The sequence below is a fragment of the Enhydrobacter aerosaccus genome (assembly GCF_900167455.1).
In the GTDB taxonomy this organism is placed as follows: Bacteria; Pseudomonadota; Alphaproteobacteria; order Reyranellales; family Reyranellaceae; genus Reyranella; species Reyranella aerosaccus.
This window is the reverse complement of the sequence record NZ_FUWJ01000003.1, coordinates 102,969-127,962: the sequence shown is the minus strand read 5'-3', so window position 1 is coordinate 127,962 and position 24,994 is coordinate 102,969. Positions and strand designations below refer to the sequence as shown.

Here is a 24,994-nt window from a genome sequence, read left to right as displayed (position 1 = left end):
CGGCGCGCGACGTAACGGAGCTTGTGCGCGCGCCCGCGAACGCGCATGAAGGGGCTGATTAACACGCCCCCGATGACTCACGACAACGTCCAGGCCCTGCCGCTCGGCACCCAGCTCGGCGACTTCCGCCTCGACGCGGTGATCGGCCATGGCAGTTTCGGCATCACCTATCGGGCCTTCGACAGCCAGCTCGCCAAGATGGTGGCGATCAAGGAGTACCTGCCGGTCGAATGCGCCGTGCGCAAGGCAGACAAGGATGTCGTGCCGCGCGGGGCCCGCTATGCCGACGACTTTGCCTGGGGCCGGGAGCGCTTCCTCGACGAGGCGCGCGCGCTCGCCCGCTTCCGCCATCCGCACATCGTCCCCGTGCTGCGCTATTTCGAGGCCAACGGCACTGCCTACACGGTGATGGAATTTGAAGACGGCCGGAATGTCGCCGAGCTGTTGCGCGAGCCGGGTGGTCGGCTGGCGCCGGACGATGTCCGGCGGCTGGCCGCTGGGCTGTTGAGCGGGCTGGCTGCCGTCCATGCCCAAGGCTTTCTCCATCGCGACATCAAGCCGTCCAACATCATCATCCGCCGCGATGGCGTGCCGATCCTGATCGATTTCGGCGCTGCTCGTCGCGCCATGGGAGACCGCACCCGGACGCTGACCGGCGTGCTCACGCCCCAATACGCGCCGATCGAGCAATATGCGTTCGACGGCAAGCAGGGGCCGTGGAGCGACATCTATTCCGCCGCCGCTGTGCTCTACCACGCCATCACCGGCCGGACGCCGCCCGAGGCCGCGTCGCGTGTCGGCCATGATCCTTACCGGCCGCTGGCCGAGAGCGAGGCCGGGCGGCTCGATCCGGCGTTCCTGGCGGCGGTCGACCGCGGACTGGCCTTTGCCGCTCCCGACCGGCCGCAATCGGTCAGCGAATGGCGTGCCCTGTTCGGCAATTCTTTGCCGTCGGCTCAGGACGCCCCGACGCAGCGGATGGAGCCGGCTGCGGCGCCCCGCCTGGGCGGCGTCCAGCGCGAGCAGCGCGACTTCACGCCGCCGCTCTCCGAGCCACGTCCACGGCCAGCGGCGGGCAGGCGCTGGCTGCCCGTTCTGGCAGTTGTCGCTGCCGGCGGCGCGGCCGCGCTTTGGTACCTATCGCCCGACGTGCGCAGCATCATCACGCCGAAGCCTTCGGGAACGACGACGGCCTCTTCGTCGAGCGCGACTGACAACTTGCCGCCGCCGCTGATATCGGCACCGCCTGCCTCGGGGTCTTCGGACTCGGCGCAAGGCGGCACCGGGCCGACCGCTCTTACGGCGCAGCCTGCCGCGCCGGCATCGCCACCGCCGAATGCGGCGACGCTGCCGAGTCCCACGCCGCTCAAACCTTCCGCGGGCGCTGCACCGCCGGCTTCGGCGCCGACCGACGGTTCGGCCTCGATGGCGCGGCAGGCGCTGGTCGGCCAGGCAGAGCGCGCCGCCACTCAAGGCCGCAACGCCGCCGACAAGGCAAAGGAGGCAGCCGATGCCGGACGGGCCGCGGCGGGCGAGGCCCGCATCGTCGCCGCGCGCGCGGCGCGGCCCGGGCTCGAGAACGCCCAGCGGCTCTCCTATCCCAATGGCGCGAGCTATATCGGCCAGACCATGTCCGGGCAGCGGGATGGGCTCGGGGTCGCGACCCTCGACACCGGCGAGCGGCAGTCGGGCGAATGGAAGGACGACCGCCTCAATGGCCTCGGCACGGTACGTCTGCCGGATGGCTCGCGCTACGAAGGGCAATGGCGCGATGGCCAGTCGACCGGCCTGGGCGTGCGCGAAAGGCCCGGAACGGAACGCGCGGAAGGCAATTTCGTCGATGGTCGTCTGGATGGACTCGCCGTTCGCCGCCTGACCGGCAACGGCGGCGGCGTGCAGTCGGGCGAATGGCACGGTGACCAGTTGGACGGCCTGGGCGTCGAATCCCTGCCCAACGGCGAACGCTACGAAGGTGAGTTCAAGGGCAGCAAGCGCCAGGGCTACGGCGAGGTGTTCGGTGCCGACGGCAAGGGCGTTCCGGGTCGCTGGGAAGCTGGCAAGCAAGTGGAATCAGCACCTTAGCGGCGGTGGCATGGAAGTTGCGGCCATAGGTTTCGTTTGTTCCAACAGCCGCGCCGACTTTGACGAAGACCCTGTCCGTTCTGCTGATCGACGATAATCCTGCCCGTGCCGAGGTCGTCGAAGCCGGACTGCAGGCCGCCGGATATCGCCTTCTTGCCCGGCTGGAAGGCACGCAGGATCTCACGGCCCGGGTGCGCGACCTGAGCCCCGATGTCGTGGTGGTCAGCACCGACAGTCCAAGTCGCGATGCCATCGAGGACATGCGCCGCAGCACCGAGCAGCAGCCGCGCCCGATCGCGCTGTTCGTCGACCAGTCCGATCCGGCCACGATTGCGGCGGCCATGGAGGCTGGCGTTTCGGCCTATGTGGTGAAAGGGCTGGCCCAGGACCGGGTCCGGTCGGTCCTCGATGTCGCCGTGGGCCACTTCAACCGTTATCACGCCATGCGCGAGGAGCTGGAGCGCGCGCGGCTCACATTGCTCGAACGCAAGGCCATCGATCGCGCCAAAGGCCTGCTGATGGAGCAGCGGGGCTTGGGCGAGGAGGCGGCCTACAAGCTGTTGCGCAAGCTCGCCATGGACCAGAACAAGCGCATCGGCGAGGTCGCGCAGGAGCTCGTTACTTATGCAAAGGTGCTGAAGAAATAGCCGCAGCCCGAATTCGGGCAGCCACTGCTGCGATAGGCGGTCGGTCGGCATGGAGAGGCGATTTCAGACACTTAGCGGAAGGCGCGCCGTGCGACCCGGATTGGCACGACTTGTGCGTCTCCTTCCGCGAGACCCAACGGTGGGTTCTCTCCTGAGTTAGACGCGGACCAATGGCGGTCCGCACGTGGACAACGGCGTCCTGAGCGACCGGCAAATCTTGCCGGCCGAGCGGGGCGCTTTTTGTTTTTGGAGTCGCGTACGACATGGCCGAACTCGAGCGGACGAAACTCAATGTCGGATACATTCCGATCATCGATTGCGCGCCGATCATCCTGGCGGACGAGCTCGGCGCCTACGAGCGACAGGGGCTCGAGGTCGAGATCCGCCGCGAAGTGTCCTGGGCCAATGTGCGCGACAAGCTGGCGCTCGGCGTTCTCGATGCCTCGCACATCCTGTCGCCCCTGCCCTTGGCGCTGACGCTCGGCATGGACAGCGTCACGGTGCCGATGATCAACGCCATGACGCTTGAGCTGAACGGCAACGCGTTGACGCTGTCGCAGGCCTTGTGGCGCGAGATGGAAGAGGCCGCGCCCGATCTCGCCGGGGCCGGTCATCCGCCGCTGGTGGCGCGCGCCCTCGCGGCCGTGGTCCGCCAGCGCGCTGCCCGTGGCGCGCCCCGCATCGTGCTGGCGTCGGTGTTTCCCTATTCGGTCCAGAACTACATGCTGCGCCACTGGCTGGCATCGGGCGGCCTCGATCCCGATCACGACGTCCGGCTCACGGTCGTGCCGCCGCCGCATACGGTGGCGCATCTGTCGGCCAAGGTGATCGACGGCTATTGCGTCGGCGAGCCCTGGAACCAGCGCGCGGTGGCGCTCGGCATCGGACGCATCGTGCTCACCGGTCCAGACATCTGGCGCGGCATGCCGGAGAAGGTGCTGGGCGTCACCGAGGCGTGGGCGGAGCGACATCCCAACACGCTCAAGGCGCTGATCAAGGCCCTGATCGAAGCCAGCCAATGGCTGGACGAGCCAGCAAATCGCGCCGAGGCCGCCCGCGTGCTGTCGAGCCCGCGCTATCTCAACACGCCGGTGGAGATCCTGGCGCGCACGCTCGATATCGCCGACTTCCATGTCTTCCATCGCAGCTTCGCCAACTTCCCCTGGCGCAGCCACGCCGACTGGTTCCTCGGCCAGATGGTGCGATGGGGCCAGGCCGCCCCGGACCTCGACATCGAGGCCGCGTCCAATCGCGTCTATCGCACCGACCTCTACCGTGCCGCCGCCGAAGAGATGGGCGTGGCCTGTCCCGAGAGCGATCGCCTGCCGCCGGGTGGCCACGGCGAGCCCGTGCTTTCTCCGGCCGAACTCGAGCCGGTTCCGTTTCCAACCCTTATGCGTTCAGGAGAAGAGGCATGACCAAGACCAGCCAAGCCGGGATCCGCCGCCGCGGCCTGTTGAAGGGGGCCACCGCGACGGCCGGCCTGATGGCGGCTGTCCGCACCGCCTTTCCGTCGGGCGCCTTCGCGCAGAGTACCGGGCCCGAGACGAACAAGGTGACGCTGGGCTTCATTGCGCTGACCGATGCCGCGCCCCTGATCATCGCCAAGGAGAAGGGCTTCTTCGCCAAGCATGGCATCACCGACGCCAACGTCGCCAAGCAGGCGTCATGGGGCACCACGCGCGACAATCTCGTGCTGGGCTCGGGGGCCGGCGGCATCGACGGCGCCCACATCCTGACGCCTTTGCCCTATCTGATCTCGATGGGCACGGTGACGGCCGAGAACAAGCCCACGCCGATGTTCATCCTGGCGCGGCTCAACTACCAGTGCCAGGGCATCTCCGTCTCCAACGAGTTCAAGTCGCTCGGCGCCAAGGCCGATGCCACGCCGCTCAAGGAGGCGTTCGCCAAGAAGAAGGCCGCCGGCAAGGAAGTGAAATGCGCCATGACCTTCCCGGGCGGCACCCACGACATGTGGATCCGCTACTGGCTGGCCGCCGGCGGCATCGATCCCGACAAGGATGTTTCCACCATCGTCGTGCCGCCGGCGCAGATGGTGGCCAACATGAAGGTCGGCAACATGGACGCCTTCTGCGTCGGCGAACCATGGAACGACCAGCTCGTGCACCAGGACATCGGCTACACCGCCTGCACGACCGGCGAGGTCTGGAAGGATCATCCCGAGAAATCGCTCGGCGTGCGCGCCGACTATGTCGAGAAGAATCCGAAAGCCGCAATGGCCGTGCTGATGGCCGTGATGGAAGCCCAGCAGTGGTGCGAGAAGATGGAGAACAAGGACGAGATGGCGACCATCATCGGCAAGCGCCAGTGGTTCAACGTCCCGCCCGCCGACATCATCAACCGTATCAAGGGCGATATCGATTACGGCGACGGCCGCAAGGTCACCGGTTCCGACCTTCTCATGAAGTTCTGGAAGGGCGGCGTCTCCTACCCGTACCAGAGCCATGAACTCTGGTTCCTGACCGAGAACCAGCGCTGGGGCAAGCTGCCGGCCGACCTCGATACCAAGGCGATCATCGCCAAGGTCAATCGCGAGGATCTGTGGCGGCAGGCGGCCAAGAATATTTCCGCTGCCGACAGCGATGTGCCCAAGAGCACATCGCGCGGCAAGGAGACGTTCTTCGACGGCAAGGTCTTCGACCCTGCGGATCCGAAGGCCTATCTCGCCTCGCTTCAGATCAAGAAGGTGTCCTGATGGCGGCCAAGGCCAACAGCGTTTCCGTGGCCGCGGCGGTGCCGGTGCCGGAAACGAGTGCGGAAATCGTGACCTTCCATCCGCCGGTCCGGCCCGTGATCGAGCGCTTGCGCCAGGAGGCGGCGCGCGTGGCAGCGGTGATCCTCCCGCCGCTGATCGTGCTGACGCTGGTGATCGTCGTGTGGCAGGTCCTGTGCTCGGCGCCAAACTCTTCATTGCCGGCGCCGACGAAGGTTCTCGCCGATTCGTGGGATCTCATCTCCGATCCGTTCTACGACAACGGTGGCGTCGACAAGGGCATCTTCTGGCATCTCGCCAAGTCGCTGAGTCGCGTGGCGATCGGCTTCTCGCTGGCGGCCATCGCCGGCGTCGCCCTTGGCGTGCTGGTGGGGCAGAGCCTGTGGGCGATGCGCGGCCTCGATCCGATCTTCCAGGTCTTGCGCACCATTCCGCCGCTTGCCTGGCTGCCCCTGTCGCTGGCGGGCTTCCGCGACGCGCAGCCCTCGGCGTTGTTCGTGATCTTCATCACCTCGATCTGGCCCATCATCATCAACACCTCCGTCGGCGTGCGGAACATCCCGCAGGACTACCGCAACGTTGCCGCCGTCATCCGGCTGTCGTGGTGGGAGGTATTCTGGAAGATCACCCTGCCGGCCTCCGTCCCCTACATCTTCACGGGTCTGCGCATCGGCGTCGGGCTGAGCTGGCTGGCGATCGTCGCGGCCGAGATGCTGATCGGCGGCGTTGGCATCGGCTTCTTCATCTGGGATGCGTGGAACAGCTCGCGCATCTCCGACATCATCGTCGCGCTGGTCTATATCGGCATCGTGGGCTTCCTGCTCGATCGTCTGATCGCTTTCGTCGGGAAGCTGGTTTCTCATGGCGTCGCGGCGCAATAGGGAGGAAGCGATGAAAAACGGCTACCTCAAGTTCGAGCAGATCGGCATGAGCTTCCGCCGCGGACGGATCGCGACGGAGGTGCTGCGGGACATCGATCTCACCATCGCGCAGGGCGAGTTCGTTTCCCTGATCGGCCATTCGGGCTGCGGCAAGTCCACCCTGCTCAACATCCTGGGCGGTCTGCTGAAATCGACCCGCGGCGAGGTATTCCTCGAGAGCAAGGTCGTGGACGAACCGGGTCCGGACCGGGCGATCGTGTTCCAGAACCACTCGCTGCTGCCGTGGCTGACCGTCTATGGCAACGTCGCCATCGCCGTCGACAAGGTCTTCGGTGCGACCAAGAGCAAGAGCGAGCGGCACGACTGGGTGATGCACAATCTCGAGCTGGTGCAGATGGCGCAGGCTCGGGACAAGCGTCCCCACGAGATCTCCGGCGGCATGAAGCAGCGCGTCGGTATCGCGCGCGCGCTCGCCATGCAGCCCAAGGTGCTGCTGATGGACGAGCCGTTCGGCGCCCTCGATGCGCTGACCCGCGCCCACCTGCAGGACAGTGTCATGGAGATCCATGCCAAGCTCGGCAACACCGTGATGATGATCACGCACGATGTCGACGAGGCCGTGCTGCTCTCGGACCGCGTGGTGATGATGACCAATGGCCCGTCTGCCACGATCGGCGAGGTGCTGACGATCGACCTGCCGCGGCCGCGGCGCCGGCTGGAACTCGCGACCGATCCCGAATACGCCCGGTGCCGGGCTGCCGTGCTGGAGTTCCTCTACGCGCGCCATCGAGTCCCGGCGCGTGCCGCGGCCTAGGTCGCGCCATGACAGAACTCGACGCACGCCAGAGACTTTGGCTGGAGGGGTTCCGCGCCGGCATCGCCGCCGCCAAGCGTCAGAATGCGGCGCCGGCGGCCGCCGCGGATGGGCCGGACTCGCCGATGCTGGCGGCCCAGGACCGTACTGTCGAGCAGGGCGGTAAGCTCGTTGCGGAGGAGAAGGCAAAGCGCCAGCGTCACCCTCTCGATCGCTGGCCCGAGGTGGTGGCACGCGCGGAGACCGGGCAGTTCCCCAAGGGTATCGACGTCTTCCTGGCCAAGTATCACGGTCTTTTCTATGTCGCTCCGGCACAGGACTCCTTCATGTGCCGGCTGCGCATTCCCAACGGCATCCTGTCGGTGCGCCAGATGGTCGGATTGGCGGACGCCGCGGACTCCTTCGGCGGCGGCTACGCCGATGTCACCACGCGGGCCAACCTGCAGATCCGCGAAATCCCGGCGCATCACGCGGTGGACATGCTGATGGCGCTCCAGTCCCTGGGTCTGACCGCGCGGGGATCGGGCGCCGACAACATCCGCAACATCACCGGCAGCGCGACGGCCGGCATCGATCCGCAGGAAGTCTACGATACGCGGTCCCTCTGTACGGCGCTCAATCAGCACATCCTGAACAGCCGCCCGCTCTACGGGCTGCCGCGCAAGTTCAATATCGCCTTCGACGGGGGCGGCAAGGTGCCGACGTTGGAGGATACCAACGATATCGGGTTCGTGGCCTGTCGTGTCGTGGGCGGAGAGAATATCGAGCCTGGTGTCTATTTCCGTCTGCAGCTCGGCGGCATCACCGGCCACCGCGATTTTGCGGCCGAGACCGGCATTCTGGTGAAGCCGGAGGAGTGCATCGCGGTTGCGGATGCCATCGTGCGTGCCTTCATCGCGCACGGCGATCGCACCAATCGGCAAAAGGCGCGTCTCAAATATGTGCTCGACCGCATGGGGCACGAGGCTTTCGTGGCCGAGGTGGAGAAACTGTACGGTACACCGCTGCGTCGGGCGAAGGGCGCGGAGATCGCGCCGCGTCCGCTTGGCGACAAGCACGGTCATATCGGCGTGCATCCCCAGAAGCAGGCCGGCTTCAACTATCTGGGCATCGTGTTGCCGGTCGGCCGCATGACGACGCTGCAGATGCGCGGACTCGCGGAGATCGCCGAGCGCTTCGGCAGCAGCACGCTGCGCCTCACGGTGTGGCAGAACTTGTTGATTTCCGATGTGGCGGATCGGGATGTCGGCGTCTGCATCGCGGCGATACAGGCGCTCGGCCTCGCCGTCGAGGCCAGCGCTATCCGACGCGGCCTTATTGCCTGTACCGGCAATGCCGGCTGCAAGTTCGCTGCCTCCAACACCAAGGGGCACGCGCTCAAGCTTGCCGACTATCTCGAGGGGCGTCTGACAATCGATCAGCCGGTCAATATCCACCTCACGGGCTGCCACCATTCCTGCGCTCAGCACTATATCGGCGATATCGGCTTGCTCGCCTGCAAGGTCGAGAGAGACGAGGACAGCGTCGAGGGCTACCATGTTTATATCGGCGGCGGCGCCGCCGCGACGGCCGAGCAGGCGATGGCGCGGGACTATGCGGCATCGATTCCGTTCGACGATCTGCCGCCGCTGATCGAGCGGCTGCTGACGGCCTGGCTTAGGAACCGTGAAACGGCGTCGGAGACCTTCTTCGAGTTCTGCCGCCGACACGACATCGAACGGCTGCGCGACCTCGCAAGCCAGGTGACGGTTCACGCGATGGCGGCATGACAGTCGTCGCGACGACCTGTCCCTATTGCGGAGTCGGGTGTGGCGTAATGGCCACTCCCGACGGCATGGGCGGAGCCAAGATAGAAGGCGATCGGCATCATCCCGCCAATCGGGGACGGCTCTGTTCGAAGGGCGCCGCGCTCGGCGAGACCTTGTCGCTCGAGGATCGTCTTCTATATCCGGAGATCGACGGGCAGCGCGTCTCATGGGACGCCGCGCTCGATCACGTCGCTGCCGGGCTGCGGACGGTCATCGCACAGCACGGACCGGACGCTGTGGCCTTCTACGTGTCCGGCCAGCTTCTGACCGAGGACTATTACGCCGCCAACAAGCTCATCAAGGGCTTCCTCGGCACGGCCAATATCGACACCAATTCCCGCTTGTGCATGGCCTCCTCGGTTGCCGGACACAAGCGCGCCTTCGGCAGCGATACGGTGCCGGGTCTTTACGAGGACTTCGAACAGGCCGACCTGGTCGTGCTGGTGGGCAGCAATCTGGCCTGGTGTCATCCCGTCCTGTTCCAGCGGCTCGATGCGGCCAAGCGGGCGCGGCCCCGGATGAAGGTCGTGGTGATCGATCCTCGACGCACCGAGACCTGCGATATCGCCGATCTGCATCTGGCGTTGAGGCCCGGCTCCGACGTCGCCCTCTTCAATGGTCTGCTGACCGAGCTGCACCAACGCGGCGCGACAGCGGCCGATTTTGTCGCCGAGCACACGGCCGGTCTCGACGCGGCGCTGGCGATGGCCTCCGCCGGCGATGCCGGGACCTGCGGGCTGTCCGCGGCCGACCTCGCTCTCTTCTTCGACTGGTTCGCGAAGACGGAGCGGACGGTCACGCTCTATTCCCAGGGCGTCAACCAGTCGACGGCGGGTGTCGACAAGGTCAACGCCATCATCAACTGTCACCTGTTGACCGGCCGGATCGGTCGGCCCGGCATGGGGCCGTTTTCCATCACCGGCCAGCCCAATGCGATGGGAGGACGCGAAGTCGGCGCGCTTTCCAACGCCCTGGCGGCGCATATGGACTTCGCTCCGGCCGATCTCGACCGTGTCGGCCGCTTCTGGGGCACTTCGCGTCTGGCATCGAAGCCCGGGTTGAAGGCGGTGGATCTGTTCGATGCGGTCGGCCGAGGCGAGATCAAGGCGCTCTGGATCATGGCGACCAACCCGGTCGCCAGCATGCCGAATGCCGATGCCGTGCGCGCCGCCCTCGCAGCCTGCGACCTCTCGATCGTCTCCGAGGCGGTGCGGGCCAGCGACACGGTCGATGCCTGCCGCGTGCGACTGCCGGCGCTGGCCTGGGCCGAGAAGGAAGGCACGGTCACCAACTCCGAACGCTGTATCTCCCGGCAACGGCCCTTTCTGCCCGCGCCGGGAGAGGCCCGGCCGGACTGGTGGATTATCGCCGAGGTTGCGCGCCGACTTGGGTATGGCGACGCCTTTGCCTGGACTGGCCCGGCCGACATCTTTCGTGAGCATGCCGCACTGTCGGCCTTCGAGAATGAGGGCACGCGGGATTTCGATATCGGCGCCTATGCGACCCTCGACGATGCCGGTTATGGGTGCCTCGCACCGTTCGTCTGGCCGGCTCCGACAAAGGCGGCCGCAACCGGAGGACGCTTCTTCGGTGGTGGCGACTTCTTTCATGTCGACCGCCGAGCCCGTTTCGTCGGCACGCCGGTCCGGCCGCCGGAGCACGCTCCTGATCCCGAACATCCCTTGCGATTGAACACCGGTCGTGTGCGTGATCAGTGGCATACGATGACCCGGACGGGGAAATCAGTCCGCTTGGCGGGGCATCGCCCCGAGCCGACCGTCGATTTGCATCCTCTCGACGCCGCAGCCCGCAATTTGAGGACCGGCGACATCGCCGAGTTGAGGAGTCGCTGGGGACGGGCCGTCTTCAAGGTGCATGTATCCGATGCCGTGAGGCCGGGCGATATCTTCGCGCCGATGCATTGGACCGCGCAATTATCCAGAAGCAGCAAGGTAAATGCAGCCGTCAATCCGGCGGTCGATCGCCTTTCCGGTCAACCCGAACTCAAGCACACGCCCGTTCAAGTCCTGAAGCTACCGGTCTGCTGGCATGGCACGATTCTCGCTCGCCGGCCGATCATGGTGCCGGAGGTTTCCTACGGGGCGCGAGTCAGAGTCGCTGGCTGTCATGCTTATGTCATGGCGGGTGAGCAGTCGCTGGAGCAGGCTAAACGACTGTTGTCGGTAGCCGTGCGAGCGACCAATCCTGGGCCCTGGGTCGACGGAGCGAAAGGGATCGGCGCGGTGATCGCTGATGGCGTCGTCGATGCCGTGCTGGCGCTGAGCGAAGACCATGACGAGGCCGCGCGAGATCGGCTGTCTCCCTTCCTGTCGATGGGGCGGCTGACGGCCGACCAGCGGGCTGCCCTGCTCGAAGGCGGCGGAGCCGACGACCGCGGCGGCGAAATCTGCGCCTGCTTCGGCGTGTCGCGTGCTGCCATCGAGGCTGCCATCGGCGCTGGCGCATTGTCGCTCGCCGAGATTGGCGCAGAGACGCATGCCGGAACCAATTGCGGCTCCTGTCGCCCGGAAATTCGGGCGCTGCTGCGCGGCGTGAAATCGAGAAAGGCAGCGTGATGCAGACCTTTCCTCTTTTCCTGTCGTTGCGGGATCGTCGCGCCCTGGTCGTCGGCGGCACCGATCAGGCCGCGCGCAAGATCGAGCTGCTGCTTTCCGCTGGCGCACAGGTCTCGCTGATCGCCGACACGGTTACCGGTGAAGTCGCGCAGCTCATCACCGATACGCGCGTCACCTGGGCCGGCAGCTGCTTCAGCGATGACGAACTCCTGGGCGTCAGCCTGGTCATCGTCGCCACCGAGGACGAGAGCCTGCAGGCACGGGTGTCGCAATCGGCCCAATCGCGCGGCATCCCGGTCAATGTCGTCGATGGTCCCGCACTGTCGAGCTTCATCATGCCGGCGATTGTCGATCGCGGCCCGGTAACGGTCGCGATCTCCACCGGAGGGGCGGCGCCTGCGCTCGCTCGCAAGGTGCGAGCCGAGATCGAGCGTGCCTTGCCGGCGGCCCTGGGCCGTGTCGCGTTGTTTGCCGATATCTTCCGCGAACAGGTGCGGCGCACCTTACGAGAGCCGCGATCCCGCCGCCGTTTCTGGGATCGCGTTTTCGAAGGCCGAGTGGCAGCCTTAGCGCTGGCGGGCGACGAGATCTCCGCGCGACGGGAGCTCATCCGCCTGCTGGATGGTGCGCGCGGCGAAAGCTCGCCGGTCGGCATGGTCCATCTGGTTGGGGCGGGCCCCGGCGATCCCGACTTGCTGACGCTGAAGGCGCATCGCCTGCTGCAGGGCGCCGATGTCGTCGTCTACGACCAACTCGTCTCGCCCCAGGTGCTCGCTTTGGCGCGCCGGGATGCCGAACGTGTTTATGTCGGCAAACGCGGTGCATTGCCGTCGCTTCAGCAGGCCGAGATCAACCGACGGTTGGTGGCGCTCGCGCATGCCGGCAAGAACGTGGTGCGTCTGAAGGGCGGAGATCCTCTGGTCTTTGGCCGCGGCGGAGAGGAGATCGAGGCGTTGGCGCGTGCCGGTGTCACGGTCGAAGTTGTGCCGGGCATTACGGCCGCCTTGGGCTGCGCCGCCAGCGCCGGCATCCCGCTCACCCATCGCCTCTATGCTCCGGCCTGCGTCTTCGTGACGGCTCACTTGAAGGATGGCGACATCGCGCTCGACTGGCCGATGCTGGCGCGGCCGCGCCAGACCGTCGTCGTCTACATGGGGATCGAGACGCTGCCGCTGGTTGCTCGCCAGCTCGTGCGGCATGGTCTCTCGCCGGCGACACCCGTGGCGCTCATCGAGAGCGGCACCACCGAGCAGGAGCGGCGGATTGTGGGCACTTTGGCCACAATTGAGCAGCAGGCGGTGGGCGCCAGACTGCACGGTCCGACGCTGTGCGTGCTAGGTGAAGTTGTCGGTCTAGCCCTCAGTCGCGACAAAGAAATTCGGTTTGAGTCCCGAGTTGGCCTCTGATACAAGCGAAACACCTGTGGCAAAAATGCAACAAACTCGGGGCGAGGATGCGTCGTATCCTGTTAAGTGCAGCTATCACCCTGGCAGTTGCCGGCACGGCCTTCGCGCAAACCACCGCGACGGGGGTCTCTGAAACAAAAATCGTTCGTGGCGCCTCCTCGGCCACGACGACCCACAAGACAACGACGGCGGCGGCCAAGTCGGCTTCGCATGCCGTGCACAAAGTTGCTGCCGTCCAAAGCGTCGTCCGCAAGCCGGCGCCGGTGCGTCAGCCGACAACCCCTCAAAGCCTTCGCGGCTCCCGCTACGGCGGGTTCGCGCCCTCGGCGCCCATCGAGCCGCCGCAACTCGACACCACGAGCCCCCGTTCACTGAGCATGGTGAACGTCAATTCGGGCGAGACGATCAGCGTGACCTACTGGTCGGACGGCAGCTACCGCCGCGATGCTCTCGATCAGCTCAATCACTTCCTGCGTGATGTGAAGACGGGCGAGCAGACCGAGATGGATCCGCTGGTGCTCGACGTGCTGTGGCAGACCATGCAGCTCTGCGACTATCACGGCACCGTCGAAGTGCTGTCGGCCTATCGCTCGCCTGAGACCAATGCCTGGCTGGCCAGTGTCAGCCGCGGCGTGGCGCGCGACAGTCAGCATATGAACGGCAACGCCATGGATATCCGCTTCCCGGGCGTGCCCGTCTACAAGATCCGTCAGGCTGCGCGATCCCTCCAGATGGGCGGCGTCGGCTTCTATCCCCGCTCCGGTTTCGTTCATCTCGATACCGGGCCGATTCGCTACTGGTAACATCATGGCGCTCCTCGAGGTCGTCGAGGGCGATATCACGCAGCTGGACGTCGATGCGATCGTCAATGCTGCGAACCAAAGCCTGCTGGGTGGCGGCGGCGTCGATGGCGCGATCCATCGCGCCGCCGGCCCTGAATTGCGCGCCGAGTGTCGCTTGCTGCATGGCTGCGACACCGGCGATGCCAAGATCACCAAGGGCTATCGCCTCAAGGCGCGTCACGTCATCCATACTGTCGGACCGGTCTGGCGCGGCGGCGGCAACCAGGAACCCGAGTTGCTGGCGAGCTGCTACAGCCGTTGCCTGACGCTGGCCGAGCAGCATGGCCTCAAGAGCATCGCCTTTCCGGCCATCTCGACCGGCATCTTCGGCTATCCGAAGGAGCCCGCCACCGAAATCGCAGTGCGCGTGGTGAAGGCGCAAGCCTACCTCGACCACATCATCTTCTGCTGCTTCGACCGGGGGACGGCCGATCTCTATCGCGCCGTCATTGCCCGAAGCGATCGGCCGACTTGAGATAGTCGAGTTCCTCCGGGCTGCATGGCCGGGCCAGCACGTCGTTGCGATGCGGAAAGCGCCCGAACCGGGCGATGATGTCGCGATGGCCGAAGGCGAATTTGACGTTCTCCGCGCCGCCCAGCGCCGAGAAAAGCGCGCAGCACAATTCTTGGTCCGCCAGCGCCTCGCTATGCTGGAACGGCATATAGAAGAAGCCGCGCATATCCGCCGGAAAGATCGCGGGATAGAAGCGCGCGAGGGCGACACGCGCTGCTTGCAATGCCTTGGCATCGCCGCTGAAGGCGCGAGGCGCGCCACGATACATGTTGCGGGAGAATTGATCGCAGAGAACGATCAGAGCCAACGTGCCGTCGGGCGACTGCATCCAATGATCGAGCGCACCGCCGATCGCACGCTCGAGAAGGGCGGCAAATCGTGTCCTGATCTCGGCATCGAATGCCGGCGTGCTCTTCCACCAGATCTCGCGCTGCCGGCCATGCCCTGGGTCGGCCAGCGGCAGGAACCAGAAATCCAGGATCTCGCGGATGGACGTGTCGTCGTTCATGCGGCTTAGATAGGAACGCGTGTCAGAGGAGGGAAGCCGGCGTGGGCAAGGTCCGCAACGTTCTGTTCATCATGTGCGATCAGCTGCGTGCCGATCATCTGTCCTGTGCCGGGCATCCGCATCTGCAGACGCCGGCGATCGATGCGCTGGCGAAAAAAGGCGTCCGGTTCCCGCGTGCCTATGTGCAGTCCGGCGTCTGCGGTCCTTCCCGCATGTCCTATTACACGGGCCGCTATGTCTTCAGTCACGGCGCCACCTGGAATCGTGTGCCGCTGTCCCTGCGCGAAAAGACGATCGGCGACTACCTGCAGCCGGCGGGCATTCGCGTGGCGCTGGCCGGCAAGACGCACGTGCTGCCGGATGCCGAAGGTCTCGAGCGCTTCGGCATCGAGGGAGGCTCTGCTCTCGCGGCATTGATGCGCGCCGGCCGTTTCGAGGAGCTGGATCGTTACGACGGCCATTCCCCACCGGGCAGCGAGAGTGGCTATGCCGCCTATCTCGCCGAGCATGGCTACACGTCGAACGATCCCTGGAGCGATTATGTGATCGCTGCCGACGGGCCGAACGGCGAGAAGTTGTCGGGCTGGCAGATGCGGCATGCCAGGCTGCCGGCGCGGGTTGCCGAGGAGCATTCCGAGACGGCCTACATGACGCGCGAGGCGATGCGCTTCATCGATCAGATGGGCGACAAGCCGTGGTTCCTTCATCTCAGCTACGTAAAGCCGCATTGGCCCTACATGGCACCCGCACCCTATCACGCGATGTACACGGCGAAGGATTGCCTACCGCTCAACCGCAGCGAAGCCGAGCTTGCCGATCAGCATCCCGTGCTCGCCGCCTATCGGCGGCAGGAGGAGTCGGTGTCCTTCAGCCGGCCGGACGCTTCCGACACGGTGCGTCCGACCTACATGGGCTTGATCCGGCAGATCGACGATTGGCTCGGCCGGCTGTTTGCTCATCTCGAGAGGCTCGGTCGTCTGGACGATACGCTGATCTTCTTCACCTCCGATCATGGCGACTTCCTCGGCGACCACTGGCTCGGCGAGAAGGAGATGTTCTACGAGGAAGCGCTACGCGTGCCGTTCATCGTCTACGATCCCGATCCGGCGGCCGATGCGACCCGCGGCTCGGTCGACACCCGCTTCGTCGAAGCGATCGATGTGGTGCCGACGACGCTCGCCGCCCTCGGCTTGCCGGCCAATGAGCATCTGGTCGAGGGGCGGTCGCTGTTGCCGCTGCTGCGCGGCGGTGACTCGGAGACGTGGCGCGAGGCCGTGTTCGCCGAGCTGGACTATTCCTTCCGCGAGGCGCGTCTCATCCTCGGACGGAAGCCGCGGGAGTGTCGGGCCATGATGGTCCGCACCGACCGGTGGAAGTATGTGTGGTGGCAGGATTTCCGGCCGATGCTGTTCGATCTCGCCGCCGATCCGCGGGAGCAACGCGATCTTGGCGGCAACGATGTCTACGCCCATGTTCGCCGCGAGATGGAAGGCCGGCTTTCGGCATGGCTCAAGGGCCGTAAGACGCGGGTTACCGTCGACGATGCCTATGTCGAGGCGCGTACCGCCACGCACAAGAAGCACGGCATCTTCTTCGGCGTGTGGTGATGCTCGTCCCGCGCGCTAACGATTGACGGAGACGAGCGGCAGGTCGAAGGCCGCACTTTCCCCTTTGATACTCGGCGGCAGGGGCGCGTAGGGCGAACCGGCGCGCACGCCTGCCAGCACGCCATTGTCCAGAACCGGGAAGCCGCTCGACTGCGCGATCCGGGCGTCGAGCAACCGTCCGTCGCGCGCGATCACGATCCGGATCACCGTCATCGCCTCCGTGATGTCGGCGCGGGCGTAGTAACGATAGCCCGTCAGCTTGTTTGCGACCTGCCACAGGTAATTGTCGGAAACGCGGGCACGGTTATAGACGTCCGCTGGATTGACGAACGGCGAGCTGGTTGGTGGTTCGGCATGCGCCATGGGGGGTGCGCGTCGTTCCGGCGCCGACGTGAGCGGCGAGGGACGCCACTCGGGACGCGACGGCTGCCGCGGCGCCGGCTTCGGCGCTGGCGTCGGCGGCGGGACCGGTACCGCGTGCGCTTCCGGCTTCGGCGGCGGGACGGTCGGCGTGGGCGTTGTATAGGCGGTCACGGCCGGAGGAGTCGGAGCCGCCGGCGGAGTGGGCACGGACTGTTCAGGCTGTGGCGGAAGCACCGGTGTCGGTCGACCGGGTGTCGGATGGTTGGATGTCGGTGGGACCTGCGTCGCCTTGTCGGCTGTAATGGCCGCGGGGGGACGAAGCCCCTCCGGCGGAACTTCGGTCGGCTTCGGTGGCTTGGGAGGAGCGGGCTGGGGCTCGGGCGGTTTCGGCTTGGGCTGCTCGAGCGTGATCTCGATCGCTTCTTCTTCCGGTGGCGGAATTGGTGGGCGGTGGGCCGACATCCACCACAGTGCCAGGGCCACCACGACGTGCAACAGCGCGGCCAGCGCAAGGGCCGGAGGCGACAAGCGCTCGGAGCGATCCGCGGAAAGGCTGACGTCGTGGGTCACGGCACTGGCGTTCTAGGATGCGATGTGGCGCGTCACCAGCCTATCGGCAACCGTCGGCGGTCGCCGTACCTCCGGGCGCGGCGCCGCAGGTGGCGCGGCGCTTGCGCCATATCCGGCCGCTTGACCGAGACGCGTCCTAGGCCAGTTCGTATTTTGCGATCAGCCACGGTTCATGCTTGGCGGCATCGATCCAGGCCTTCATTGCCGGATGGGCGAGGACCGCGGTGCAATAGGCCGTGGCGTCGGAGTCAAGTTTCACACCGTAGGTGCGCAGGCGCGTTACGACCGGCGCATACATCGCGTCGGCGGCGCTGATGGTGCCGAACAGAAAGCCCTCGTCCTTCTGGGCAGCGCCGGCGAACCGCTTCCGGCAGTCACGCCACAGGCTGGCGATGCGCTCGATTTCCGTCCGTACGGCCGGCGTCATGCCGGTGCCGGGATAGGAGGCACGAATGTTCATCGGCATATTGTTGCGAAGCTCGGGAAAGCCCGCATGCATTTCCGCCGAGATCGAGCGCGCATGGGCGCGGGCAGCGACCGCAGCCGGCCAGAGCCCGGCTTCGGGCTTCAGGTCGTTGAGATATTCGGCGATCGCCAGCGAATCCCAAACCGCGAGTCCGCGGTGCAGCAGGACCGGCACGCGGCCCGCCGGCGAATACTTGCGGATCGTCGGCTGCGTTTCGGGCAGGTCGAGCGGCACCACGATCTCCTCGAAGTCGATCCCTGCGATGCGGGCCATGAGCCAGCCGCGCAGCGACCAAGACGAGTAGTTCTTGTTGCCGATCACCAATGTGAAGTCGGCCATACCCCCTCCTTACGCACGTCGTTACTCAGGTCGCTTGCCAGTCCCTGAGTTTGACCGGCAATCTTGGCCGTTACACTACAGTTTGGTGAGCATGGCTATGTCGTTGCCTTTCGTCGACCGCTCTTCTTCTTCGTTGCCCGTGCAGTTTGTGACCCCGGCGCGCTGGCTGGACTGGCTCAAGGAGCAGAACGGGTCGTGCCAGGGATGGCTCGAGTCGCTGGGCCTTGCCGGGGCGGCTGGCGATTTTGCCGTCCTGCCGGGACGGGATGGAAAAGCGGCTGGAGCCGTACTGGTGCTTTCGGCCGAGCCGACGCTGTGGGATTTCGGCGCGCTATCGACCAAGTTGCCGCCCGGAAGCTGGAAACTGACCGATACGGCACCCGTCTCGCCGACCGATGCCGCCATTGCCATCGGCCTCGGCGCCTGGCGGTTCGAGCGCTATCGCAGCAAGAAGGCCAAGCCCGGTCCCAAGATCGTCTGGCCGGAGAAGGCCGACAAGGCGCGTGCCACGGCCATCATCGACGCTATTTGCCTGGCGCGCGACCTGATCACGACTCCGTCATCCGACATGGGGCCGGCGGAGCTGGCGGCTGCCGCACAAAAGCTCGCCCAGGCCCACAAGGCGAAGGTCAAGGTCATCGTCGGCGATGATCTTCTGAAGAAGAACTATCCCATGGTGCACGCGGTCGGCCGTGCCAGCGCGCGCGCGCCGCGCCTGATCGACATGACCTGGGGACGCGACAGCGATCCGAAAGTGACGCTGGTCGGCAAAGGCGTGTGCTTCGATTCGGGCGGTCTCGACCTCAAGCCATCGACCGGAATGCTGATGATGAAGAAGGATATGGGCGGCGCGGCGACCATGCTGGCGGTGGCGTCGATGATCATGGCGCTGAAGCTGCGCGTGCGGCTGCGATTGCTGATCCCCGCGGTCGAGAACAGCGTGTCGGGCAATGCCTTCCGCCCACTCGACGTCGTCCCGACCCGCAAGGGCATCTCCGTCGAGATCGGCAATACCGACGCCGAGGGCCGGTTGATCCTGTGCGATGCCTTGTTCGAGGGCGCATCGGAGAAGCCCACGATGATGATCGATTGCGCGACCCTTACCGGAGCCGCCCGTGTCGCGCTGGGCACCGATCTGCCGGCGCTGTTCTGCAACGACGATGCTCTGGCCGATCAGCTCGTGGCGGCCGGCAAGGACGTCACCGATCCGATGTGGCGACTGCCTCTGTTCAAGGGCTATCGTCGTCTGCTCGACAGCAAGGTCGCGGACATCAACAATGCGCCCGGCGTGGCCTTTGGCGGCGCCATCACGGCGGCGCTTTATCTGCAGGAATTCGTGCCCGATGACGTCCCGTGGGCGCATTTCGACATGATGGCCTGGAACAATACTGCTCGGCCGGGCCGGCCCGAGGGCGGCGAAGCCCAGGCCGCGCGGGCGATTTTCGCTGCGATTGAGAAGCGGGTTGCCAAGAAGTGAGACCGCTCCGGCCGATGAGCGACATTGTTCGCCCGCGGCCGGGCATTCTAAGATCGATTAACAGTCACTGGAGGATCACATGACCTATACGCTGGAACAGTTGGGCAGCGACATCCGCAACGCCCTGAAGTCGGATCCCGGCCTTGGCGGCAAGCAGGCCGTGTGCAAGCTCGTCTCCAAGGCGCTGGTGGACCACGACTTCGTCGCCAAGCACCTGACAGCCGACCAGTGCAAGCCGCGCAAGGTGTTGTACGAGGATCCGGAGCTGGGCTTCTGCATCTGTGGTCATGTCTATGAGAAGCCGGCGCATGGCGAACCGCATGACCACGGCTCGAGCTGGGCGATCTATGGCCTTGCCGTTGGCGATACCGAGATGACCGACTGGCGCATCGTCAAGAAGGGCGACGGCACCAACCCGACCCTGGTCGAACCGGAGAAGAGCTATGTTCTGAGGCCGGGCGACGCTCACTTCTACGATGTCGGCGTCGTGCATTCACCGAAGCGCGACACGCTGACCAAGCTCATCCGCATCGAGGGCGCCAACCTCGATCACGTCAAGCGCTCGAACATCAAGGCCGCGTCGAAGGTCGCAGCCTGACCGTGACCGCCGGCGCGCCGCTCGCAGCGGCGCGTCCGACCGGCTTCCGGTGAAGCCGACGATTCTCAGTATCCGGTTTTTGGATCGACGCGGTTGATCAGCGGCTGCCCCGAGTGCAGCCGCTTGATGTTTTCGATCACGCCGGGTGAGGCCGTGCGGGGGTTGGTGGCGCCCGCGATATGCGGCGTCACATGGACCTTGGAATGGGTCCAGTAAGGATGATCCGCCGGCAGCGGCTCGGTATTGAACACGTCGAGCGCGGCGCCGCTGACGTGGCCGGACTCCAGCGCCGCCAGCAGGTCCGCATCCACCACGTGGCCGCCGCGCGCCATGTTGATGAAGTAGGCGCCCTTGGGCAAAGCCGCAAAAGCCGCGGCATCGAGGAGGTTTCGGGTGTCGCGCGTGAGCGGCAGCACGTCGATCAGGATATCGGTGCGGCCGAGGAAACTCCGGAAGCCATCGGCTCCGTGGAACGTCTCGATGCCGTCGATCGACTTGGCGGTGCGGCTCCAGCCGGCGGTCGGGAAGCCCAGCATCGCGAACTTCCTGGCGGTGTCCTGACCGATCGTGCCGAGGCCCATGACGCCAATGCGGCGATGGATGGTGTCGATGAAGTCTTCGGGCTTCCACACCTTGGCGCGCTGCGACGCCTCGTATTTGTCGATGTCACGATGGTGGCGCAGGGCCCAGAAGATGGCGTACTCGCTCATCTGGCCCACCAGCCCGTCATCCATGATGCGGGTGATGGGAACGCCCGCCGGCAGTTTGTCGTCGGCCAGGAGATGGTCGACGCCCATGCCGAGCGAGACGATCATCTTGAGGTTCTTGAAGGTGGCCAGCAGTCCGGGCTGCGGCTTCCAGGCCAGCGCCACTTCGATCTCGTCGATATTGCCCAGCCCACCCTTGAGCGTGCGGAAATCGAGCGGGCCCAATCCGGCCTCGAGCACCTTCTTCCACGCCACGCCGTCGGTATCGCGGCTGATATAGGCAATGGCTCCCGCCATGAAGTCCCCCTTGTGAACGCTTACGCGACTGTCTCGAGATTGAAGGCCGCCGCAATCAACGCCTTGGTATAGGGAGTCTGCGGCGTCGTGAATACCTGTTCGGCAGAACCCCGCTCGACCACTTGGCCTTGCCGCAACACCACGACTTCGTCGGCGAGTGCACGCACCACTTTCAGGTCATGGCTGATGAACAGATAGGCCAGCTTGTGGCGCGCCTGCAGGTCGCGCAGCAGGTCGACGATCTGCGCCTGCACGCTCATATCGAGCGCTGAGGTGGGCTCGTCGAGCACGATGAATCGGGGCTTGAGGACCAGAGCGCGAGCAATGGCGATGCGCTGCCTCTGGCCGCCGGAGAACTCGTGCGGATAGCGGTCGCGGACGCGAGGATCCAGCCCGACCTCGCGCAAGGCCTCGTCGATCAGGCGCACCCGCTCGGCCTCGGTGCCGATGCCGTGGACCTCCAGCCCTTCGCCCACGATCTCGGCCACCGTCATGCGGGGGCTGAGCGAGCTGAACGGATCCTGGAAGACGATCTGCATCTGCCGCCGCAGCGGCCGGATCTCGCGCTGGCTGAGCGCCTGCAGGTCCTGCCCGTCGAAGCGGATGCCGCCCTCGCTCCTCTCCAGTCGCAGGAGGGCAAGACCGATGGTCGTCTTGCCCGAGCCCGATTCGCCGACGAGCCCGATCGTATGGCCCGCCTTGAGCGTCAGGGTCACGCCGTCGACCGCCTTCACATAGCCGATCGTCCGGCGCAGCAAACCGCGCTTGATCGGGAAGTGAACCTTGAGGTCGTCGAGCTGCACGATCTCCCGGGCGGCGGGATCGACCGCCACAGGCTTGCCCTTGGGCTCGGCGGACAGGAGATGCCGGGTATAGGCATGCTGCGGCCGGTCGAAGACGTCGCCGACGGCCCCTTGCTCCACGATCTCGCCCTGCGTCATCACGCAGACGCGGTCCGCCACCTTGCGCACGATTCCGAGATCGTGGGTGATGAACAACAGGGCCATGCCGTACTTGGCCTGCAGGCTCTTCAGGAGCTTGAGGATCTGCGCCTGGATCGTGACGTCCAGCGCCGTGGTCGGCTCGTCGGCGATCAGGAGGTCGGGTTCGTTGGCGAGCGCCATGGCGATCATCACGCGCTGGCGCTGGCCGCCGGAGAGCTGGTGCGGATAGGCGTCGAGGCGTCGGGCGGCATCGGGGATGCCGACCTGCTCCAGCAGCTCGAGCGTGCGCTTGCGCGCCGCCATGCGCGATAATCCTTTATGCAGGATCAGGACTTCATTCACCTGTCGCTCGATCGTGTGCAGCGGATTGAGCGAGGTCATCGGTTCCTGGAAGATCATCGAGACCCGATTGCCGCGAACCTGCAGCAAGTCGCGTGCCGGCGCCCCGATCATCTCCTGGCCCCGGAATCGGATCGAGCCGCGTGGATGACGCGCAGTCGGATAGGGAAGGAGCTGCAGCACCGACAGGGCGGTCACCGATTTGCCCGATCCGGACTCGCCAACCAGCGCCACGGTCTCGCCGCGGCGGATGTCGAAGCTCACGCCCTTCACGGCGGCCACGGCGCCGGGACCGGAGCCGAAGATCACGGCCAGGTCGCGGACCTCGAGCAGGGCGGGTTCGCTCATGCCAGCGCCTTGCGCGGATTGAAGGCGTCGCGCACCGCTTCGCCGATGAAGACCAGAAGCGACAGCATCAGGGCGATGATCGAAAAGGCCGTGAAGGCGAGCCACGGCGCCGTCAGGTTGTTCTTGCCTTGCAGCACCAGCTCACCCAGCGACGGCGAGCCCGGCGGCAGGCCGAATCCGAGGAAGTCGAGCGAGGTCAGTGTGGTCACGGAGCCGGCCAGGATGAAGGGCAGGTAGGTGAGGCTCGCGGTCATGGCGTTGGGCAGGATGTGCCGGATCATGATGCGCAGGTCCAGCATTCCGAGCGCCCGGGCGGCGCGCACATAGTCGAAATTGCGGCCGCGCAGGAACTCCGCCCGCACATAGCCCACCAGCGCCATCCAGCTGAACAGCAGCATGATGCCGAGCAGGATCCAGAAGCCCGGCTGGACCAGGCTGGCCAGGATGATCAGCAGATAGAGCGTCGGCATGCTCGACCAGATCTCGAGGAATCTCTGGAAAGACAGATCGACCCAACCGCCGAAATAGCCCTGCACCGCGCCAGCCGCGATCCCCACGATCGAGCTCAGGATCGTGAGGGCTAGGCCGAACAGCACGGAGATGCGGAAGCCATAGATCACCCGGGCCAGCACATCCCGTGCCTGATCGTCGGTGCCGAGGGGATGCGCCAGCGACGGCGGCAGCAGCGAGCCGCGGGCTTCGCCGGTCACGGTGGTGTCGTAGCGGTAGGGGATCAGCGGCCACAGCATCCAGCCCTTGGCCTCGATCAGATGCTGCAGCTCGGTATCGGTGTAGACGGCGTTGGTCGGCAGGTCGCCGCCGAAGGTCGTCTCGGGGTAGTCGTGGAACACCGGCGAATAGAAGTGGCCGTCATAGCGGATGAGGATCGGTCGGTCGTTGGCCAGGAACTCGGCGAACAGCGACAGGAAGAACATCGTGGCGAACACGGCCAGCGAGATCATGCCGCGGCGGTTGCCGCGGAACTGGGCCAGGCGTCGACGATTGGCGGGTCTCACCGGCGGATCCTCAGGCAGCCCGCGCCGCGAAGTCGATTCGCGGATCGACGACCGTATAGATGAGGTCGCCGACGATGTTCATGACCAGCCCGAGCAGGCCGAAGAAATAGAGCGTTCCGAAGATCACCGGATAGTCGCGATTGATCGCCGCCTCGAAGCCCAGCAGTCCGAGGCCGTCGAGCGAGAAGATCACTTCTGTCAGCAGCGCGCCGGTGAACAAGGCGCCGACGAAGGCCGCCGGGAAACCCGCGATCACGATCAGCATGGCGTTGCGGAAGACATGGCCGTAGAGCACCCGGCTCTCGACCAGGCCCTTGGCACGCGCGGTCATCACATATTGCTTGCCGATCTCCTCGACGAACGAATTCTTGGTCAGGAATGTCAGTCCGGCGAAACCGCCGACGACCATCGACGCGATGGGCAGCACCATGTGCCAGAGATAGTCGGTCATCTTCCCCAGCAGGCCGAGGCTGTGCCAGTCGTCCGAAACCAGCCCGCGCAAGGGAAACCATTGGAAATAGCGGCCGCCGGCGAACAGCACGACCAACAGTATCGCGAACAGGAAGCCGGGGATGGCATTGAGGGCGATCAGCGCGGTCGAGCTCGAAATGTCGAACCGGCTGCCATCGCGCACCGCCTTGGCGATGCCGAGCGGGATCGAGACCAGATAAACCAGCAGCGTGGTCCACAGGCCGAGCGACAGCGAGACCGGCATCTTGTCGAGCACCAGGTCGACGACGCGCTGGTTGCGGAAGAAGCTGTCGCCGAAATCGAAGACGGCGTAGTTCTTCATCATCAGCCAGAAGCGCTCGTAGATCGGCTTGTCGAAGCCGTACATCTTCTCGATGCGCTTGATCAGTTCGGGCGGCAGGCCGCGGGCGCCGCGATAGGTGCTGTTGCCGGCATCGGTTTGACCGCGCTGCATCAGCTCGCCGCCGGACGTACTGCCGGAAAAGCGCTCTGTCGCGCCGACGGCGGTGCCCTGGATCTGGGCGATCATCTGCTCCACCGGTCCGCCCGGCGCCGTCTGGATGATGAAGAAATTGAGCACCATGATGCCGAACAGGGTCGGCACGATCAGGATCAGGCGCCGCAGGATGTAGCCGAGCAT

Annotated in this window: 21 protein-coding genes; 14 read left to right on the top strand and 7 right to left on the bottom strand. The window is 65.7% G+C overall.

The window, feature by feature from the left end; all coding sequences use genetic code 11:
- Positions 1–45: 45 nt before the first annotated feature.
- The 11 genes from B5D62_RS15910 to B5D62_RS15860 all read left to right on the top strand — a co-directional run bounded on the left by B5D62_RS15910 (position 46) and on the right by B5D62_RS15860 (position 14,265).
- A complete protein-coding gene (locus B5D62_RS15910; protein WP_085934898.1) occupies positions 46–2,082 on the top strand; it encodes a protein kinase domain-containing protein in 2,037 nt (678 codons plus the stop codon).
- A 59-nt stretch (positions 2,083–2,141) separates the two neighbouring features.
- Complete coding sequence (locus tag B5D62_RS15905) at positions 2,142–2,729, top strand: ANTAR domain-containing response regulator (RefSeq protein WP_085934897.1); 588 nt, start codon at positions 2,142–2,144, stop codon at positions 2,727–2,729.
- A gap of 263 nt (positions 2,730–2,992) precedes the next feature.
- Complete coding sequence (locus B5D62_RS15900) at positions 2,993–4,147, top strand: CmpA/NrtA family ABC transporter substrate-binding protein (protein WP_085934896.1); 1,155 nt, start codon at positions 2,993–2,995, stop codon at positions 4,145–4,147.
- The gene (locus B5D62_RS15895; RefSeq protein WP_085934895.1) at positions 4,144–5,445 is read left to right on the top strand and encodes a CmpA/NrtA family ABC transporter substrate-binding protein; all 1,302 of its coding nucleotides are present in this window, start codon (positions 4,144–4,146) and stop codon (positions 5,443–5,445) included. Before B5D62_RS15900 ends, B5D62_RS15895 begins: the two co-directional genes overlap by 4 nt.
- Entirely contained in the window at positions 5,445–6,344 is a 900-nt protein-coding gene (gene ntrB / locus B5D62_RS15890) for a nitrate ABC transporter permease (protein ID WP_085934894.1), read from the top strand. The genes B5D62_RS15895 and ntrB overlap by 1 nt, the downstream gene beginning before the upstream one ends.
- A 10-nt stretch (positions 6,345–6,354) precedes the next feature.
- Positions 6,355–7,158: an ABC transporter ATP-binding protein gene (locus B5D62_RS15885; protein ID WP_085934893.1), complete on the top strand. Its 804-nt coding sequence runs from the start codon at positions 6,355–6,357 to the stop codon at positions 7,156–7,158.
- An 8-nt stretch (positions 7,159–7,166) separates the two neighbouring features.
- On the top strand, positions 7,167–8,927 hold the full coding sequence (locus B5D62_RS15880; protein WP_085934892.1) for a NirA family protein: 1,761 nt from the start codon (positions 7,167–7,169) through the stop codon (positions 8,925–8,927).
- On the top strand, positions 8,924–11,542 hold the full coding sequence (locus B5D62_RS15875) for a nitrate reductase (RefSeq protein WP_085934891.1): 2,619 nt from the start codon (positions 8,924–8,926) through the stop codon (positions 11,540–11,542). Before B5D62_RS15880 ends, B5D62_RS15875 begins: the two co-directional genes overlap by 4 nt.
- A complete protein-coding gene (cysG, locus tag B5D62_RS15870) occupies positions 11,542–12,948 on the top strand; it encodes a siroheme synthase CysG (protein ID WP_085934890.1) in 1,407 nt (468 codons plus the stop codon). The genes B5D62_RS15875 and cysG overlap by 1 nt, the downstream gene beginning before the upstream one ends.
- Before the next feature lie 47 nt (positions 12,949–12,995).
- Entirely contained in the window at positions 12,996–13,751 is a 756-nt protein-coding gene (locus B5D62_RS15865) for a peptidoglycan L,D-endopeptidase MepK (protein WP_085934889.1), read from the top strand.
- A gap of 4 nt (positions 13,752–13,755) precedes the next feature.
- A complete protein-coding gene (locus B5D62_RS15860; protein WP_085934888.1) occupies positions 13,756–14,265 on the top strand; it encodes an O-acetyl-ADP-ribose deacetylase in 510 nt (169 codons plus the stop codon).
- Here the strand turns inward: B5D62_RS15860 and B5D62_RS15855 are convergent.
- Positions 14,237–14,812 (bottom strand): DUF924 family protein, encoded by a 576-nt coding sequence (locus tag B5D62_RS15855; RefSeq protein ID WP_085935140.1) that lies wholly within the window; start codon positions 14,810–14,812, stop codon positions 14,237–14,239. The genes B5D62_RS15860 and B5D62_RS15855 overlap by 29 nt on opposite strands.
- Before the next feature lie 41 nt (positions 14,813–14,853).
- Here B5D62_RS15855 and B5D62_RS15850 point away from each other — a divergent pair, with 41 nt between their 5' ends.
- Complete coding sequence (locus B5D62_RS15850) at positions 14,854–16,419, top strand: alkaline phosphatase family protein (RefSeq protein ID WP_139373918.1); 1,566 nt, start codon at positions 14,854–14,856, stop codon at positions 16,417–16,419.
- 15 nt (positions 16,420–16,434) lie between these two features.
- Here B5D62_RS15850 and B5D62_RS15845 read toward each other — a convergent pair whose 3' ends face one another.
- Together B5D62_RS15845 and B5D62_RS15840 are read right to left on the bottom strand one after the other, a co-directional pair.
- On the bottom strand, positions 16,435–17,352 hold the full coding sequence (locus B5D62_RS15845; protein ID WP_085934886.1) for an energy transducer TonB family protein: 918 nt from the start codon (positions 17,350–17,352) through the stop codon (positions 16,435–16,437).
- Positions 17,353–17,488: 136 nt separating this feature from the next.
- Complete coding sequence (locus B5D62_RS15840) at positions 17,489–18,157, bottom strand: glutathione S-transferase family protein (protein ID WP_085934885.1); 669 nt, start codon at positions 18,155–18,157, stop codon at positions 17,489–17,491.
- A gap of 97 nt (positions 18,158–18,254) precedes the next feature.
- Here B5D62_RS15840 and B5D62_RS15835 point away from each other — a divergent pair, with 97 nt between their 5' ends.
- Both B5D62_RS15835 and B5D62_RS15830 read left to right on the top strand, forming a co-directional pair.
- Complete coding sequence (locus tag B5D62_RS15835) at positions 18,255–19,634, top strand: leucyl aminopeptidase family protein (RefSeq protein ID WP_139373917.1); 1,380 nt, start codon at positions 18,255–18,257, stop codon at positions 19,632–19,634.
- A 79-nt stretch (positions 19,635–19,713) separates the two neighbouring features.
- Positions 19,714–20,232, top strand: coding sequence for a cupin domain-containing protein (locus B5D62_RS15830; protein ID WP_085934883.1), 519 nt, complete (start codon positions 19,714–19,716; stop codon positions 20,230–20,232).
- Between the two features lie 65 nt (positions 20,233–20,297).
- Here B5D62_RS15830 and B5D62_RS15825 read toward each other — a convergent pair whose 3' ends face one another.
- The 4 genes from B5D62_RS15825 to B5D62_RS15810 are packed head-to-tail and all read right to left on the bottom strand — an operon-like array spanning position 20,298 to position 24,994.
- Positions 20,298–21,236 carry a 2-hydroxyacid dehydrogenase gene (locus tag B5D62_RS15825; protein WP_085934882.1) on the bottom strand — a complete coding sequence of 313 codons (939 nt, stop codon included), beginning with the start codon at positions 21,234–21,236 and terminating at the stop codon, positions 20,298–20,300.
- Between the two features lie 20 nt (positions 21,237–21,256).
- Positions 21,257–22,867: an ABC transporter ATP-binding protein gene (locus B5D62_RS15820; protein ID WP_085934881.1), complete on the bottom strand. Its 1,611-nt coding sequence runs from the start codon at positions 22,865–22,867 to the stop codon at positions 21,257–21,259.
- Entirely contained in the window at positions 22,864–23,928 is a 1,065-nt protein-coding gene (locus B5D62_RS15815; RefSeq protein WP_231714842.1) for an ABC transporter permease, read from the bottom strand. The genes B5D62_RS15820 and B5D62_RS15815 overlap by 4 nt, the downstream gene beginning before the upstream one ends.
- Positions 23,894–24,994: a microcin C ABC transporter permease YejB gene (locus B5D62_RS15810; protein ID WP_085934879.1), complete on the bottom strand. Its 1,101-nt coding sequence runs from the start codon at positions 24,992–24,994 to the stop codon at positions 23,894–23,896. Before B5D62_RS15810 ends, B5D62_RS15815 begins: the two co-directional genes overlap by 35 nt.

Coding starts and splice junctions, on each gene's coding strand:
- B5D62_RS15825 (WP_085934882.1), bottom strand. CDS start 21,236: ATGGCGGGAGCCATTGCCTATATCAGCCGCGATACCGACGGCGTGGCG.
- B5D62_RS15910 (WP_085934898.1), top strand. CDS start 46: ATGAAGGGGCTGATTAACACGCCCCCGATGACTCACGACAACGTCCAG.
- B5D62_RS15855 (WP_085935140.1), bottom strand. CDS start 14,812: ATGAACGACGACACGTCCATCCGCGAGATCCTGGATTTCTGGTTCCTG.
- B5D62_RS15875 (WP_085934891.1), top strand. CDS start 8,924: ATGACAGTCGTCGCGACGACCTGTCCCTATTGCGGAGTCGGGTGTGGC.
- B5D62_RS15865 (WP_085934889.1), top strand. CDS start 12,996: ATGCGTCGTATCCTGTTAAGTGCAGCTATCACCCTGGCAGTTGCCGGC.
- B5D62_RS15810 (WP_085934879.1), bottom strand. CDS start 24,994: ATGCTCGGCTACATCCTGCGGCGCCTGATCCTGATCGTGCCGACCCTG.
- ntrB (WP_085934894.1), top strand. CDS start 5,445: ATGGCGGCCAAGGCCAACAGCGTTTCCGTGGCCGCGGCGGTGCCGGTG.
- B5D62_RS15820 (WP_085934881.1), bottom strand. CDS start 22,867: ATGAGCGAACCCGCCCTGCTCGAGGTCCGCGACCTGGCCGTGATCTTC.
- B5D62_RS15880 (WP_085934892.1), top strand. CDS start 7,167: ATGACAGAACTCGACGCACGCCAGAGACTTTGGCTGGAGGGGTTCCGC.
- B5D62_RS15835 (WP_139373917.1), top strand. CDS start 18,255: ATGTCGTTGCCTTTCGTCGACCGCTCTTCTTCTTCGTTGCCCGTGCAG.
- B5D62_RS15830 (WP_085934883.1), top strand. CDS start 19,714: ATGACCTATACGCTGGAACAGTTGGGCAGCGACATCCGCAACGCCCTG.
- B5D62_RS15885 (WP_085934893.1), top strand. CDS start 6,355: ATGAAAAACGGCTACCTCAAGTTCGAGCAGATCGGCATGAGCTTCCGC.
- B5D62_RS15860 (WP_085934888.1), top strand. CDS start 13,756: ATGGCGCTCCTCGAGGTCGTCGAGGGCGATATCACGCAGCTGGACGTC.
- cysG (WP_085934890.1), top strand. CDS start 11,542: ATGCAGACCTTTCCTCTTTTCCTGTCGTTGCGGGATCGTCGCGCCCTG.
- B5D62_RS15895 (WP_085934895.1), top strand. CDS start 4,144: ATGACCAAGACCAGCCAAGCCGGGATCCGCCGCCGCGGCCTGTTGAAG.
- B5D62_RS15840 (WP_085934885.1), bottom strand. CDS start 18,157: ATGGCCGACTTCACATTGGTGATCGGCAACAAGAACTACTCGTCTTGG.
- B5D62_RS15900 (WP_085934896.1), top strand. CDS start 2,993: ATGGCCGAACTCGAGCGGACGAAACTCAATGTCGGATACATTCCGATC.